Origin of the sequence: Gemmata sp. (assembly GCF_051859125.1) — a bacterium.
GTDB lineage: Bacteria > Planctomycetota > Planctomycetia > Gemmatales > Gemmataceae > Gemmata.
Map to the genome: position 1 here is coordinate 1 of NZ_JBHYGG010000298.1, position 15,133 is coordinate 15,133.

The 15,133-nt window shown below is 68.7% G+C and carries 9 protein-coding genes; 5 read left to right on the plus strand and 4 right to left on the minus strand.

The genetic code is table 11. The features are described from left to right. Positions 1-92: 92 nt before the first annotated feature. Entirely contained in the window at positions 93-1,487 is a 1,395-nt protein-coding gene (locus tag ACTIGN_RS31725; RefSeq protein ID WP_439631524.1) for a 3' terminal RNA ribose 2'-O-methyltransferase Hen1, read from the minus strand. Between the two features lie 152 nt (positions 1,488-1,639). Here ACTIGN_RS31725 and ACTIGN_RS31730 point away from each other — a divergent pair, with 152 nt between their 5' ends. Continuing rightward, positions 1,640-2,611 carry a hypothetical protein gene (locus tag ACTIGN_RS31730; protein ID WP_439631526.1) on the plus strand — a complete coding sequence of 324 codons (972 nt, stop codon included), beginning with the start codon at positions 1,640-1,642 and terminating at the stop codon, positions 2,609-2,611. 823 nt (positions 2,612-3,434) lie between these two features. Here the strand turns inward: ACTIGN_RS31730 and ACTIGN_RS31735 are convergent. Further along, the gene (locus tag ACTIGN_RS31735) at positions 3,435-4,316 is read right to left on the minus strand and encodes a DUF58 domain-containing protein (RefSeq protein WP_439631528.1); all 882 of its coding nucleotides are present in this window, start codon (positions 4,314-4,316) and stop codon (positions 3,435-3,437) included. An 82-nt stretch (positions 4,317-4,398) separates the two neighbouring features. Here ACTIGN_RS31735 and ACTIGN_RS31740 point away from each other — a divergent pair, with 82 nt between their 5' ends. Together ACTIGN_RS31740 and ACTIGN_RS31745 are read left to right on the plus strand one after the other, a co-directional pair. Further along, positions 4,399-5,085 carry a Uma2 family endonuclease gene (locus ACTIGN_RS31740; RefSeq protein ID WP_439631530.1) on the plus strand — a complete coding sequence of 229 codons (687 nt, stop codon included), beginning with the start codon at positions 4,399-4,401 and terminating at the stop codon, positions 5,083-5,085. Positions 5,086-5,094: 9 nt separating this feature from the next. Then, positions 5,095-5,898, plus strand: coding sequence for a hypothetical protein (locus ACTIGN_RS31745; RefSeq protein WP_439631532.1), 804 nt, complete (start codon positions 5,095-5,097; stop codon positions 5,896-5,898). A 4-nt stretch (positions 5,899-5,902) separates the two neighbouring features. Here the strand turns inward: ACTIGN_RS31745 and glpK are convergent, their stop codons facing one another. Further along, positions 5,903-7,417, minus strand: a complete 1,515-nt coding sequence (glpK, locus tag ACTIGN_RS31750; RefSeq protein WP_439631534.1) for a glycerol kinase GlpK — start codon at positions 7,415-7,417, stop codon at positions 5,903-5,905. A 368-nt stretch (positions 7,418-7,785) separates the two neighbouring features. Between glpK and ACTIGN_RS31755 the strand changes: the two genes are divergently transcribed. Further along, positions 7,786-8,337, plus strand: coding sequence for a hypothetical protein (locus ACTIGN_RS31755; RefSeq protein ID WP_439631536.1), 552 nt, complete (start codon positions 7,786-7,788; stop codon positions 8,335-8,337). Positions 8,338-8,398: 61 nt separating this feature from the next. Here the strand turns inward: ACTIGN_RS31755 and ACTIGN_RS31760 are convergent, their stop codons facing one another. Further along, entirely contained in the window at positions 8,399-10,993 is a 2,595-nt protein-coding gene (locus ACTIGN_RS31760; protein WP_439631538.1) for a VWA domain-containing protein, read from the minus strand. A 352-nt stretch (positions 10,994-11,345) separates the two neighbouring features. Here ACTIGN_RS31760 and ACTIGN_RS31765 point away from each other — a divergent pair, with 352 nt between their 5' ends. After that, a complete protein-coding gene (locus ACTIGN_RS31765; protein WP_439631540.1) occupies positions 11,346-14,987 on the plus strand; it encodes an isoleucine--tRNA ligase in 3,642 nt (1,213 codons plus the stop codon). Positions 14,988-15,133: the final 146 nt, after the last annotated feature.

The window sequence follows — 15,133 nt, forward strand, 5'->3', positions numbered from 1 at the left end:
CGAGCGAGGGGTGTGCGTGAACCCTCGCTCGGCGCTCGGGCTCGGACCAAGAAGATCACTCGTTGCCATCGACACCGACTGACAGTGCGGTGTCACTGCCGCAGGAACACCGCCATCTGGCTCGGGCCGCCGACGGCGGGGTCGGTGTCGCCGAGCGGCGAGAGGTGGGCGGTGTAGCCGTACCGCGAGCAGACGCCGCCGCACCACGCCTCGAACTCGCCGCGGTTCCACTCGAAGCGGTGGTCGGCGTGGCGGAACTTGCCGGCCGGGAGGTTCTCGAACTTCACGTTGTACTCGCGGTTCGGCGTCGTCAGCACCACCGCACCGGGGCGGGCGCAGCCGAACAGCGCCTGCGCGAACGCTTCGAGCCGGGGCGGGTCGAGGTGTTCGATCACTTCGACCACGGCCGCGGCGTCGAACCCCTCCAGGCGCGCGTCGCGGTAGGTGAGCGCGCCGTGCAGCAGCTTGATGCGCTCCCGCTGGCCGTCGAACAGCCGCGTGCGGTCGATTCGCTGCCTGGCGATCTCCAGCGCGCGAACGGACACGTCGAGGCCGACGACTTCTGTGAACCGCGGGTCGGTAGCGAGCAGGCGCAAGAGCTTCCCCTCGCCGCAGCCGAGGTCGAGAACTCGCTTCGCCCCGCTCTCTTGCAGGACCGCCAGCACCGTCGTCAGCCGGCGCTCGTGGAGGCTGACGCGGGCTTCGAGCCGCTCCTCGGCGAGGTCGTTCGCGACGGCTGCGTCGTCGGGGTCGGTGCCGTCGCCGGCCGCGAGTTCCGCCAGCGCCGACCGCACCAGCTTCCCCTGCCGCTTCAGGTAGCGGGCGGTGATCTGCTCCTTCTCGGGGTGCGTCGCGAGCCACCCCTCGCCGTGCCGCAACAGCTTCTCGACCTCGTCGTGGGCGACCCAGTAGTGCTTCTCGTCGTCGAGCACCGGCACGAGGACGTACAGGTGCGAGAGCAGTTCAGCGACGCGGACCGTGGCCGCGAGTTCGACCGTGAAGTACGGCGACTCGCCCCACTCGGGGTGCCGGTCGTCGAGCGGGTGCCGCGTCGCGGTGACGGCGTACCCGAGCGGCTCGAACAGCCGCCGGAGGAACGCCTCGCCCCCGCGGCGGCACGGCACCACCGCGAGCCTCGCGACCAGCGGCAGCGGCTCCTCGGCGAGGTCCGGCTTCAGCTTGCAGCTCCCGCCGAGCGCCGAGCCGTACACCTGCGAGATCGCGACGCTCATGAACGACGACGCAATATAGGGCCGGTCGTTGACGTACTGGGCGAGCAGTTCCGGGGCGCGGTCGCGCCGCGCGAGGCCGACCGGGTCGACGTCGAGGAGCAGCGCCGCGGTGCAGCGCTCGTCGGTCGCCTCGGGGTAGAAGACGTGGACCTTGCCGAACGTGACGTCGAAGCTCTGCGTGCGGTCCGGGTGCTTGTGGAGCAGCCACCCGAGGTCGGTGGCGGGCGGGCGGGTGGTGGTAATGGTCAGGAGCATGGGTGCCGTTGTGCGGGTTGGTCGGAGTTTGGCGGTCGGGTAGCGCCGGTGCTTTGCCGCCGCCGGTCCGGTTGGGCGGGTTGCATTGCGTCCCGCCGCGGCCCGGTCATACTGAGGACGGGGATTTGCTCAAGGTTCACGGGGCCGACCGCATGACGCCCGCTCTCCTGCTCCTGCTCGGCACGACCCCGATCGGCGACCCGACCGGCCCGAAGGTGTACCCGCCCACCTACGTTCCGGCCGAGACCCCCTACGGCTACCTGTACCAGCCGGCGTTCGACGTCGAGCCGCTCCCGCGGCTCCCGGTGACGCACTACGCCCCGAGGGCCGGCGACGTGCTGCTGATGAGCGACACGAACCGGTTCTGGACGCTCCTGTTCCGCATCGCGCTGACCGGCAAGCCGGGGCACAACGGCCTTGTCGTCACGATGCCCGACGGCCGGCTCGGGGTGTTCGAGTCGGGGTACGGCGACACGCTCTACAGCCGCGTCACGCCGCTCGACTACCGCATCAACGCCTACCCGGGTTACGTGTGGGTGCGGCAACGGGCGGTGCCGCTGACGCCGGAGCAGGACCGCCGCCTGACGCAGTTCGCCGTGGCGACCGACGGCCAGCGGTACGCGCTGATCCGGTTCCTGCTGCACGGCACCCCGCTGAGCCCCCGCGGCCCACTGCGGACCGCCATCTTCGGCCGGGCGCACCTCATGCCGGGCGGCCGGTTCTACTGCGCGCAGTCCACGATCGAGGCGCTGATCTACGCCGGCCTGATCGACGCGCGAGCCGCCCGCCCCGCCGCGACGGTGCCGCAGGACCTGTTCTACGACCGCTCGCGGAACCGGTTCATCGACCGGCACCCGCTGCTCGAAGGGGGCTGGCTGCCGCCCCAGTTGTGGACCCCGCTGCCCGGCGTGGCGGTGCGGGGGAAGACCCGGCCGCAGCCGCCGTCACCGTGGCCCGGGGAGGGCGGCGCGTACGTCGTGAACCCACTGCCGACACCCGGCAAGGACGCTCCGACACCCACCGTCGTCGGGTACGTCCCCGGCGAACTTCGCGCGATCGCACCGGTCGAGCAGCGCCCGCAGCGCATCGGCCTGTTCGACCGCCCCGGCCGCCGGCGTCGCTAAAAGTTCCTCTGTGGTGAGCCGCGTGGCCGGCACGCCGAACTGCCGCTCGATGAACCCGCGGACCACCCCGGCCGCGCCGGCGAGCAACTCTGCGCCTCGTGCCCCGCCCTGCTCCAGTCGGTCGAACGCGGCCGCGGCCCAGGCGTGCGGCGGCACCGGCGGGGGCCTGCGCCGCAACCGCACGGCCAGCACCGCAACCAGCACAACGGCGAGCGCCCCGCCGGCCCACCACAGCGGGTGTGGTGACACCGCGGTGTCATCGGGGGGCGGGGGCAGTTCCTCGATGCCGGTCACGGGCCGCGCGGCCTCGGCCTTCGCCTCGGTCACGGTCGTAACGACCTTCACGTCGAACCCGCCGGGTTGCACCTCGCGGCCGTTCACCTTCAGCGTGCCGAAGATCACCGGCATCGCGGGACCAGGTGTGTACGGATCGAGCCGGTACGCCTGCGTCCAACGCTGCGTCCCCCCGTCGAGCGCGACGATCACGGTGCCGCCGATCGGCTGAATCTTCCAGTCGCGGTCGGAGATCGGGTCGAGGAGCGGGTCGGGGAGCGCGACCGCGAGCGGGGCCGCGCCCTCGACGGTGAGCGTCGCCCGCAGCGACTCCGACAGCCGCAGCGGCTCGGCGGGCTTGCGGTCGGTGGCGAAGGTCGCGGTCTGCGCGTGCGCGACCGTTGAACTGATGAGGAGCGCCAGCAGCCCGGCGAGCCGGGGGCGTGAGCCCCCCGAGTTGTTCGACTGCTCCGCCCTCGGGGGGCTCACGCCCACCGCTCGCCCGGGTCTTTGGGTTCCGTTCCGCATTCCGCACCCCGCACTCCGAACTTCACCTGCGTCGCCGGCGGTCGCGGCGGCGGAAGAACCCGAGCAGCGCCTCGAAGTGCCCGCCGTCGGTGCCGACCTCGATCACGTCGGCCTGCGAGCCGCGGGCGACCTTCGTGAACGACGCCGCTCGTTCCGCTGCCTCACGCGCGAACCGCTCGCGGACCGACGCGTCGCTCGTGTCGACCACGAACTGCTCGCCGGTCTCGGCGTCCCGCACCCGCACGAGCCCGGCCGCGGGCCACGCCGCCTCGCGGGGGTCGGTCGTGCGGACCGCAACGAGGTCGTGCTTCCGGGCCGCCCGCCGGAACGCCCGCTCGTAGCCGGTGCCCATGAAGTCGCTCAGCACGAACACGACGGCCCGCCGCCGCTGCACCTTGGTGACGTAGTCGAGCGCCGCGGCGAGGTCGGTGCCGGGCTTCGTCGGCTCGAACGCGAGGACGTCGCGGAGCACCCGCAGGACGTGCCGCGGCCCCTTGTTCGGCGGCACGAACCGCTCGACCTCGGACGTGAACGCGATCAGCCCGACGCGGTCGTTGTTGCTCGCGGCGCACAGCGCGAGCAGCGCCGCGAGTTCGGCCGCCGCGGTCCGCTTCGTGAGCGGGCCGGTGCCGAACCGGGTGCTGGCGGACACGTCCACGACGAGGAGCATGGTGAGCTCCCGCTCCTCGACGAACCGCTTGATGAACGGCTGGCCGACGCGGGCGGTGACGTTCCAGTCGATGGTGCGGACGTCGTCGCCGGGCTGGTACTCGCGGACCTCCTCGAACGAGAGCCCGGCCCCCTTGAACGCCGAGTGGTACTCGCCGCCGAGGAGCGTCTGCACGAGCCGCCGCGCCCGGAGGTGGAGCCGGCGGACCTGTCGGAGCACGTCCGCTGAGAGCACGGGGCCACCGGTTGGCGTTGGGGCACGGGTCGCGGTTCGGGTATCTTAGTGCGGGGGAGTCGGCCCGCAGGAGAGAACGAGAATGGCGAGTGCGAAGGCCGAGTTCGTGTTCGAGGACGTGGGCGAACTGCTGAAGCGGCTCGGCAACATCCCCGCCGGCCGGGTCTGCATGAACCCGCTCCCGGGCACCGCCACGGAGCGCGACCTGCTCCGCATGCACGGCCGGCCCCGAAAGCTGTACGAACTGGTGGACGGGACCCTCGTGGAGAAGGGCATGGGCCACAAGGACTCGGTGCTGAGTTTCGAGCTGGGCAAGTGGCTCGGGATCTTCCTCCAACAGCACGACCTCGGCTACTGCACCACGGCCGACGACCTCGTTCGGGTGAACGCGAAGCGGGTGCGCGGCCCCGATCTGACGTTCGTTTCGTGGAAGTCGCGACCCGAGCGCACCATTCCCCAGGAACAAATCAGTAAACAGGTTCCCGACCTCGCGGTCGAGGTTCTGAGCCCCGGCAACACGCGGAAGGAGATGCGGATCAAGTTGAAGGAGTATTTCGGCGGCGGGGTGAAGCTGGTGTGGATCATCGACCCGAAGACCCGCACGGCCGAAGCGTACACCGCCCCCGACGCGAAGACCGCGGTCCCCGCCGACGGCGCGCTCGACGGCGGCGACGTGCTGCCGGGCTTCCGGCTCCCGCTCGCACAACTCTTCGCGCGATTCCCCGCCCCGACCTCGGCGAAGAAACCCTCAAAGCGAAAGAAGAAGTGAGGTGCCGCCGTGCCCCAAGACCCGAACGGTCACCTGGTGGAGCGCGAGTTCCTGACGCTCGCGGTGTGGGACCAGTTCGACGCCCCGACGGCCGAAGCCGTTGCACGGGCGGTCGAGCGGTGCCTGCCGGTTGGGTGGGAGTTCGTGAGTGTCGCACCTTTTGCAGCCGGCAACCAGCAGCGGTACGTCGCCCTTTTCGAGTACAAAGAACGGGTGTTCTCGCTCATTCCCGGGGGCGAAGCCACGCTCGGGTACGATCCCTCTCAACCAACGCGCGTGCCACAAGAACTGGTTCGGGAGTGGCTCGACAATGTCCGCGGGCTGGAGGGGTGGGAGAACGCGAGGTGGGAAGGCTATCTTGCAACCGTCCTGTCCCCGCTGAGAACCGTACACCTCGGGCCGTATCTAATCGCCTCACACTCCCGACACAAGAAGTGTGCGACCGGAGCGGCCGAGCGCGGCGAACTCCGCAAGAAGGGCCTGACGTTGCCGACAGCGGACCAATGGGAATATGCGTGCTCGGCCGGGACGCGGTCTCTGTGGTACTTCGGCGACATGTTCAATGGTTCGCCTCGAAATGCATTCGGGCTGTTGATCGCCTACGACACGTACATTCTGGAGGCACTCGACACGCCTGGCGTGTACTGCGGCGGCGACGGCGGGGTTCGTGCGTGCAGCGGCGCATGCGACTTGGAATACCACGTTCCACTCTCGTCGTGGCACCGGTGCATCCAGAGCCCAGAGATTGAAGACACCTGGCACTCCACACTTTACCGCCCCGTGTTTCAAATCCCCGACGCGGCGCTCGGGTAGCGGGTCAACTGGCCGAGTAGAACGCCACCACGGCCCGCACGGCCTTGCGCCACGCGGCGAGTTTCGCCCCGCGGTCGGCGGCCGGCATCCGCGGTTCGAACGTCGTCGCGGCGGCCGAGGTCAGTGCCGACAGCTTCGCAACGTCCGCCAGCCCCGCGCCGACCGCGGCAAGAAACGCCGCCCCCAGTGCCGTCGATTCGCCCTGCGCCGCACGGGCGACCGGCCGCCCGAGCACGTCGGCCTGGAACTGCAGGAACCAGTCGTTCGCCGACATCCCGCCGTCCACCTTCAGCGTCGCGATGCCGGCCGCGGTGGCAGCGCCGGCCGTGTCGCGCACCGCCGCGTCGATCAGGTCCGCGACCTGGAACGCGACCCCTTCGAGGGCCGCGCGGCCGAGGTCGGCGGCGGTCGTGGCGCGCGTGAGCCCGAAGATCACCCCGCGGGCCTCGGGCACCCAGTGCGGCGCGCCGAGCCCGACCAACCCCGGCACGAACAGCACCCCCTCGGCCGGGTTCGACTGCCGGGCCAGTTGCTCGACCTCGGCCGACGACGCGACCAGGTGCAGCCCGTCGCGGAGCCACTGTACCGCCGCCCCCGCGATGAACACTGCCCCTTCGATCGCGTACTTCGGCTTCGCGTCGGTCGTGGCGGCCACGGTGGTGAGGAGCTTGTGCGCCGATGACACCGCGGTGTCACCCGTGTGCAGCAGGAAGAACGCGCCGGTGCCGTAGGTACACTTCCCGGCCCCCGGCCCGAAGCACCCCTGGCCGAACAGCGCCGCCTGCTGGTCGCCGGCGACGCCGCGGATGGGGACGCCGTCGGGCAGGAAGTCGAGCCCCTTCGTGACGCCGAACTCGGCGGCGCTCGGCTTCACCTCGGGGAGCAGCGCCCGCGGCACGCCGAAGAAGTTCAGCAACTCGTCGTCCCACGTCATGTCGTGGATGTTGAACAGCAGCGTGCGGCTGGCGTTGCTCGCGTCGGTGGCGTGGCTCGCGCCGCCGGTGAGCCGCCAGATCAGGAACGTGTCGATGGTGCCGGCCGCCAGGTGCCCGGCCTCCGCACCGGCTTTCAGCTCCGGGACGTGGTTCAGCATCCACCGGAGCTTCGTGCCGGAGAAGTACGGGTCGAGCACGAGGCCGGTCTTCGCGGTGAGCCACGGCTGGTCACCGGCCCGCTCGCGGCAGAAGTCGGTGGTCCGCCGGTCCTGCCACACGATCGCCCGGCCGACGGTGCGGCCCGTGGCGCGGTCCCACACCACGGTCGTTTCGCGCTGGTTCGTGATGCCGACGGCGGCGATGCTCTTCGCGTCTCGGCCCGACTTCGCGACCGCCTCGCGCACGGTCCGGGCGACCGAGTACCAGATCTCCTCGGGCTCGTGCTCGACCCACCCGTCCCGCGGGTAGTGCTGCTCGGTCTCCTGCTGTGCGGCGCCTAGAACCGCGAACGTCGCCGCGTCGTACACGATCGCCCGCGAACTGGTGGTGCCCTGGTCGATGGCGAGGATCACGGGAGAGGTCATGGAGAGGTTCCGTGGTGAGGGAGAGTCGAGTATCAGGGCGAAACCTCGGAAGTGAAATGGAGAATTCACTTGAAAGCCATTCCCGTAGTGCTGCAAAACTCTTGCTTCGCCCAAAGTCACTACGGTACGAAGGATAACCTTGATGCCTCTCCGAATGCTTGGCCTTGCGAAGAAGCTCACGGGACGCCCCGCGCCCACGGGAACTCGAACCCGCCTGGGTGTTGAAGACCTGGAGGGCCGCGTTGTGCCCGCGGCGATCGCACTGCGTCGCGTGTTGGGGACATCACGAAGGTCTACAATCAGAAAGAGTGACCCGATCGGCGGGGGGCCGCCCCGCCGCCCGCGACCCCGAACCAAGGAGGCCACGAGTGTACGGATTCGTAACGGGAGCGGTTCTCGGCTCCTTGTTCGCCTGGGTCGCGATCGCGCCGGCCGCGCGGACCGCGCCCGCACCGAAGGCCAAGCCGCCGATCAAGGTCGAGGCGTGGGTCAGCAAGGCCGAAGCGGTCGTCGGCGAAACCCTCACGCTCGAGCAGTCCGTCCCGGGGAAGTGGAACCCGGAGGTCAGGTCCATCGAGAACCGCGTCGTGCGGATCGGACGATGGGACGCGACCGGCGTGATGGTGAACCTCCCCGCCGAGGAGTTCCGAGAGGAGTTCAACGCCTTCGACGGGCTGCCATGGCTCGCGGGGCGGTCCGGACCGCCGGTGCCGCAAGTCGAGGTCCGCCCCGGGCGGCACGGGCGGGAATTCGAGTTCACCCCGAAGCGGCTCGGCGTGTTCCTGATCTACGCCGAGTGGACCGTGAAGGGCGAGTCGGCCCCGTGGCACAGCCCGCCGGTCGTGCTCACGGTTCACCCGCCCCTCGACCCGCTCGGCCGGCTCGTCATCAAGCCGGAGTACCTGGTCGAGAAGGAGTGACGCTATCGCCCGGAAGTGCCGCGGGCCGCGGGAGTGAACCCGCGGCCCGCAGCGTTCCGCGTCACTTGTCGCGCGAGAAGTACTCGGTCTTCGCGTACACGCTCAGGACCGTGTCGCCGACCTCGAAGAACGTCCCCTCCTTCTCGTCCTTCGAGAACGCCAGGTCCGGGTACTTCCCGGCGAGCGCGTCGGCCGACTGCGCCCTCGCGTCGATCTCGTCGGGCAGGAGGCCGGTCGAGCCGACGTAGAACACGAGCGGGCTGAGCTTCTGGGTGAACAGCGCGTCGCTTCGGGCGTCGAGCTTCTTCCGGGCGTCGGCGAGCGCTTCCACGAACGCCTTGCGGGCCGACTGCTTGCCCTTCGCCCGGTCCCTCACGATCGCCGCGAGTTTGTCGGCCCCAACCGATTCCAGCACCTTCACGGCCGCGCCGCTCGCACGCAGGCCGAGGAAGTCGTCGAACAGCGCCTTCATGAAGTCGTCGACCTTCGTCACCTTCGTCTTGGCCGAGAGGGTCTTGTGCTTGTACGCCACGGTGCCGTCGAGCACGTCCTCGAACGCCGGCTTCTCCAGCGGCTTCCCGTCGACCCCGGTCACCTCGTACATCCGCTCCAGGAACTTGTTCGCGCTGTGCAACTTCGAGAGGTTCAGGATCTGCTTGCTGCCGACGTCGATCTTGAACGACGTGCGGGTGTCCACGCTGCCGTCGGCGAGCGCCTCTTCGAGCTTCGCGTACGGCGTGGTCGTCGGGAAGTTCAGGAACAGGCTCTTCGACAGGTAGTGCTTCTTCAGCGCCTCGACCTGCTCGGGCGCGAGGTCGGCCGATTCTTCCTTGAGGTGCGCGCCGCACAGGCTGGAGAGCACCTTGAGGCGGGCCAACTCGTCGAACACGCCGTCGAGGTTCACCGCCCCCTCGAACGGCGGCACGATCGGCAACTCGTCGAGCCGCAGCGTGTACTCCTGCTCCCTGTCGAACTTCGTCGCGGGTGCGCCGTCCACTTCGAGCACGCCCTCGTTGGCGAGCTTGTCGAACAGCGACTTCTCGCTGATCTTCACCTTGAGGTACGGCACGGTCAGCTCGCCGTCGCCGACGAGCGTGTAGTTGTTGAACGTGCTCAGGTTGTCCAGCTTGATGCCGGCGACCTCGGTGATCGGCGCGCCGCCGGCCGCGGGCACGAGCCGCACCTTCCGGGTCAGCATCATGTTCATCGACGCCGTGTTGCGGTTGATCTCGAACGACGCGATCGGCAGGTACGTGTCGTCGTTGACGAACTCGGTCTTCAGCGTCGGCTCGACCACCTTCCCGTTCTCGTCGCGGGTGCCGGTGACGCGCTTCAGCCCGCGGCGCACGTACACGGCCGTCAGCGCCTCGCGGTTGATGACGAAGTTCGCCCGGTTGGCGTCGAGGATGTTCACGAGTTCGAGGAACGGGATCTTCTTGTTGACCGGCACCTCGCTCAGGATCGTGTGCTCGGTGAGTTGACCGGGGTTGAACAACACGAGCGTGTCGAGGTCCTGGGCGAACGCGGCGACCTGGTTGTTCGTGAGCGCCCGCGCGTGCGCCCCGACGAGCGTCGCGTCGAACGTGCTGCCGAGCGCGTACTTGGCGGTGTTGAGGTTCCCCTCGCCGAGGTTCGCCTTGGCGAACGCGAACACGGCCTCGCTCGTCTGCTCGACCGGCACGTCGCGGAGCTTGTCGAAGTCCTCCTTCGAGAGCTTGCGGAACCGGTACACGGTCGCGTCGTCCTCGGCCCGCAGCCCGCGGACGCTCAGCGTGTCGGCGGTGCCGATCACGCGCCCCGCCGAGCGCGACACGAACACCTGGTAGTCGAACCCCTTCTCCAGCGGGAGTTCGAGCGGCGGCGTGACCGACCCGCCGAGCGTCTTCGTGCTGCTGTAGAGGCTGTCGTACACCTCCGCGATCTTCCCCGCCCGGATGCACGACCCGCTGCCGGCGTTCGCGACCCGCGACAGCAGCCGGAAGTCGGAGTAGTTGCCGTACGCCAGCGTGTTGACGAACACGTCCTTGGTCTTCAGGTCGTCGCACAGTTGCAGCAGCGTCGCGGCCTCGGACGCGGGCGACGGGTCGTTGGCGTAGCCGTCGGTGTGGAGCGTGATGGCGGTCAGTTCGCCGTCCTTCACCTTCTCGGCGGCCAGCTTGAGTCCCTGCGAGATGCAGGTCGCGCCGGCGGTGTGGATCTGCTTGATGTCCTTCTGGAACCGCGAGTCCTTCTTCATGATCTCGCGGATCGGGGTCCGCTCGAAGTGGCAGATCACGTCGCCGGAGCCGGAGTACGAGATGAGCGTGACGAGCAGGTTGTACTGGGCGTACTCGTCGAGCGTCAGCACCTTGAGGAGCGTCTCCTTGGTCGCCGGCAGGTCGGAATACATCGACCCGGAGCGGTCCACGACGATGACGCTGTGGGCGACCGCCTTCTTGGTGCTGGCCGGCTCACGGGGCAGGTCGATCGGCTCGACGAGGTAGTACGCCCGGGGCTTGCCGAGCAGGTTGAAAAGCGTGAACCGGCTCCGGGTGCTCGGCCGGGCCAGCGGCATCGACGGCGCGAGTTCCGGCGTGCCCGGCGTCGCCTTCCTGGTGCGCGGCTTGGCGGGAGCTTTGGCGGCGGGCTTCTTCGCGGTCGCGGCGGACTTGGCCATGGTGCGTCTCGGGAAATGTGAGGGGAAAACCGGGAATCCGGGTAGCGCCAATTGTGAGGGTCGTTCCGGTCGGAAGGAAAGTGAAAATTGTTCGAGATGTGCGGAGAGTACCGCGGGACGTGCCGGTGAGACAGGTCCGTAGCAGGACCGGGCAAGGTGCGGAAGATGTGCGGGGTTCCACGGACCCGGGGTTGAAACCCCGGGCTATGCCCGGCGACCCCTTCGGGGTCGCGAAAGCGATGTGACCCCAACGGGGTCACCGGCAATAGCCCGGGGTTTCAACCCCGGGTTCCCGGCGGGGCGCCTCCGCCCCGGCGCGAGCCACCTACCGGGGTGCGGTGTCACCCATAAAATGCCCCTGTCGATCCCCGCCGCGAGGTTCCACGCCATGCCGTTCGAGAAGGTCGAGAGTTCGGTCGATTTCCCGTCGCTAGAGCGCACCATCCTCGCGTTCTGGGACGCGAACGGCATCTTCGAGAAGCGGAAGGAGCTGAACAAGGGCAAGCCGCGGTGGAGCTTCCTCGACGGCCCGATCACCGCCAACAACCCGATGGGCGTCCACCACGCCTGGGGCCGCACGTACAAGGACGTCTACAACCGCTACTTCGCCATGACCGGCCACGAACTCCGCTACCAGCAGGGGTTCGACTGCCAGGGGCTGTGGGTCGAGGTCGAGGTCGAGAAATCGCTCGGGCTCAGGAGCAAGCGGGACATCGAGAACCTCGTCCCCGGCGACGCCGAGGCGAGCATCGCCAAGTTCGTGCAGGCCTGCAAGGACCGCGTGAACACGTTCGCGCGCGTCCAGACCGAGCAGAGCATCCGCCTCGGCTACTGGATGAACTGGGACCGCACCAACGACGACTGGGCGAAGAAGCCGGACGATCGGAAGTCGTACTTCACGATGGCGGAGGAGAACAATTACACGATCTGGGCGTTCCTCAAGAAGTGCCACCACAAGGGGCTCGTGTACCGCGGGTACGACGTGATGCCGTGGTGCGGGCGGTGCGGCGTCGGCCTCTCCGAGCAGGAAATGAAGGAGGGCTACAAGTTCGTGGAGCACCGGGCGGTGTTCGTGAAGTTCCCGCTGAAGCCCAGGAGTCAGGAGCCGGGAGCCGGGAGTCAGGAGAAAGAAAACCTGCTGGTGTGGACGACGACGCCGTGGACCCTCACGAGTAACGTCGGCGCGGCGGTGAACCCGGACCTGACGTACCTCAAGGTGAAGTTGAAGGGCGAGGTGTACTACCTCTCCAAGGGCGTGTTCAAGATGAACCGCATGGAGAGCGCCGGCGGCGACGAGGACGGCGAGCCGGACGCCGGCGCGTCCAAGAAGAAGCGCGACTGGATCGACGGCGTCCCGCACCTGAACACCATCGAGCAGATGTTCAAGTCGAAGGCGGGCAAGGGCGACACCTACGAGATCGTCGGCGAGGTGAAGGGCTCCGACATGCTCGGGTGGGAGTACGTCGGCCCGTTCGACGACCTCCCGGCGCAGAACCACGAGTTCGGCTTCCCGAAGGACGTCGCCAAGGTCACCGAGCAATCGGAGAAGTGGCCGAAGACCACCGCGGCGAAGGCGCACAAGATCATCTCGGGCGGCAAGGACGTCACCGAGACCGAGGGCACGGGCATCGTCCACACCGCCCCGGGGTGCGGGGCGATCGACTACGTCTGGGGCCAGCAGAACGGCCTGCCGCCGGTCGCGCCGATCGGTGACGACGGGCACTTCGTCGAGGGGTTCGGGCCGCTCACGGGCAAGAACGCCGCCGACCACGCCACGGCCGACGCCGTGTTCGAGGAGTTGAAGAAGCGCGACCTGCTGTTCACCACCGAGCGCTACGTCCACCGCTACCCGCACTGCTGGCGGTGCAAGACGGAGCTGCTGTACCGGCTCGTGGACGAGTGGTTCATCAACATGGGGCCGAAGCCCGGGAGTCAGGAGGCGGGAGCCGGGAGTCAGACCGGGGGTGTTGACCCTGCCGGTCCGACCCCCGACCCCCGATCCCCGACCCCCGACTACAGTTTCCGCCAAGAGATCATGAAGGTGGTCCGCAACCCCGAGGTGAAGTTCCTGCCCGAGAGCATCAACGGCACGGCCCGCGAGCTGGACTGGCTCAAGAACATGGGCGACTGGATGATCTCGAAGAAGCGGTACTGGGGGCTCGCGCTGCCCGTGTGGGTGGACGACGCGGACCCCACGCAGTTCGAGGTGATCGGCAGCTACGAGGAGCTGAAGGAACGCGCCGTCGAGGGGTGGGCCGAGTTCGACGGCCACACCCCGCACCGCCCGTTCGTGGACAAGGTGAAGATCCGGAACCCGAAGACCGGGAACCTGATGTCGCGCATCCCGGACGTCGGCAACCCGTGGCTCGACGCGGGCATCGTGGCGTTCTCGACGATGAAGTACAACCAGGACCGCGAATACTGGCAGAAGTGGTACCCGGCCGACTTCATCACCGAGAGCTTCCCGGGCCAGTTCCGTAACTGGTTCTACGCGCTCCTCGCGCTCTCCACGATGATGAGCGACGGCAAGCCGCCGTTCCGGACCCTCCTCGGGCACGCGAACGTGCGTGACCAGTACGGCCACGAGATGCACAAGGGGGCCGGGAACTCGATCGAGTTCGTCGCGGCCGCGGACAAGGGCGGCGTGATCCCGGATGCGAAGGGCAACCCGCTCCCGTTCAAGGCGATCGGTGCCGACGTGATGCGCTGGCTGTACTGCCGGCAGAACCCGGCCGCGCACGTCAATTTCGGCCCCACCCCGGCCGACGAGGTGCGGTCGAAGGTGATCTTCAAGCTGTGGAACACCTACGCGATGTTCTGCAACTACGCGACCGGCGACGGGTTCGACCCGGCCGCGCCCGCGGTGCCTCTCGCACAGCGCCAGGACATCGACCGCTGGCTGCTCTCGAACTTGCAGTCGCTCGTCACGGCGGCGCACGAGGCGTACCGCGGTTACAGCGTCATGGACTTCGCGACGTCGTGCGAGAAGTTCATCGAAGCCGACCTGTCGAACTGGTACGTGCGCCGCAACAAGGACCGGCTGCACAGCAAGAACGCCGAACTCGACGCCGCTGGCCGTGCGGACAAGCAGGCCGCGTACCAGACGCTCTACGCGACGCTCACGACGCTGTGCAAGCTCATGGCTCCGTGCGTGCCGTTCGTCACGGAGGTGATTTGGCGGAACCTGCGCCTGCCGACCGACCCCGAGAGCGTCCACCTGTGCGACTTCCCCGTCGCCGAGGAGACGCTGAAGGACGAGACGCTCTCGAAGGACATGGGTGCGGTTCAGGAGGTGATCTCGCTCGGTCTGTCGGCGCGGCAGCAGGCAAAGCTCAACGTGCGGCAACCGCTCGCGGAACTGGTCGTCTCGGCCGGGTCCGAGGCGCACCGCCGCGGCGTCGAGCGGTTCCGCGACCTGATCCTCGACGAGTTGAACGTGAAGACGGTTCGGTTGCACGACCCACAGTCCGGGCCACTGCTCACCGTCAGTGCGCGGCTCAACAAGAAGACCGCGGCGAGCAAGCTCGGGGCGAAGCTCAAGGAGGCCGAGACCGCACTCGCGTCGATGACCGCGGAGCAACTCGCCGCGAAGCCGTTCGCCCTCGCCGGGGTCGAACTCGATAGTGCCGACCTCGTCCGCGAGTTCACCGCCGCGGTCGGGTGGTGCGGCGTCGCCGACGGCGGCACGCAGGTAGCAATCTGCACGAGCGTCACCGAGGAACTGAAGCTCGAAGGGCTGGCCCGCGACGTGGTGCGGCAGGTGCAAAACGCCCGCAAGGACGCGAAGTTCGACCTGTCCGACCAGATCGCACTGCACCTCGCGGCAACGTCGGACGAGTTGACCCGGGCGATCACCACGCACCAGAAGACCATCGCGACGGCGGTGCAGGCGGTCGAGTGGTCGGCCGCGCCGCTCAACGGCGACGCCCACACCGCGACGGTCAAGATCGACGGCCAGCCGCTCACCATCGCGGTGAAGAAGGTGGCGAAGTAGGGCAGGCGCGATTGAGCCACGGTCCGCCCCTTCGGCAAGGCACATCAGCGAGGGCACCTCGCCTGCGCCCGCCCGTGTTGTCAGTGCAACCCGGCCGGCAGACGCCGGCGGTTCGACGGGTTCTTGTCGAACCGCCGGCGTCTGCC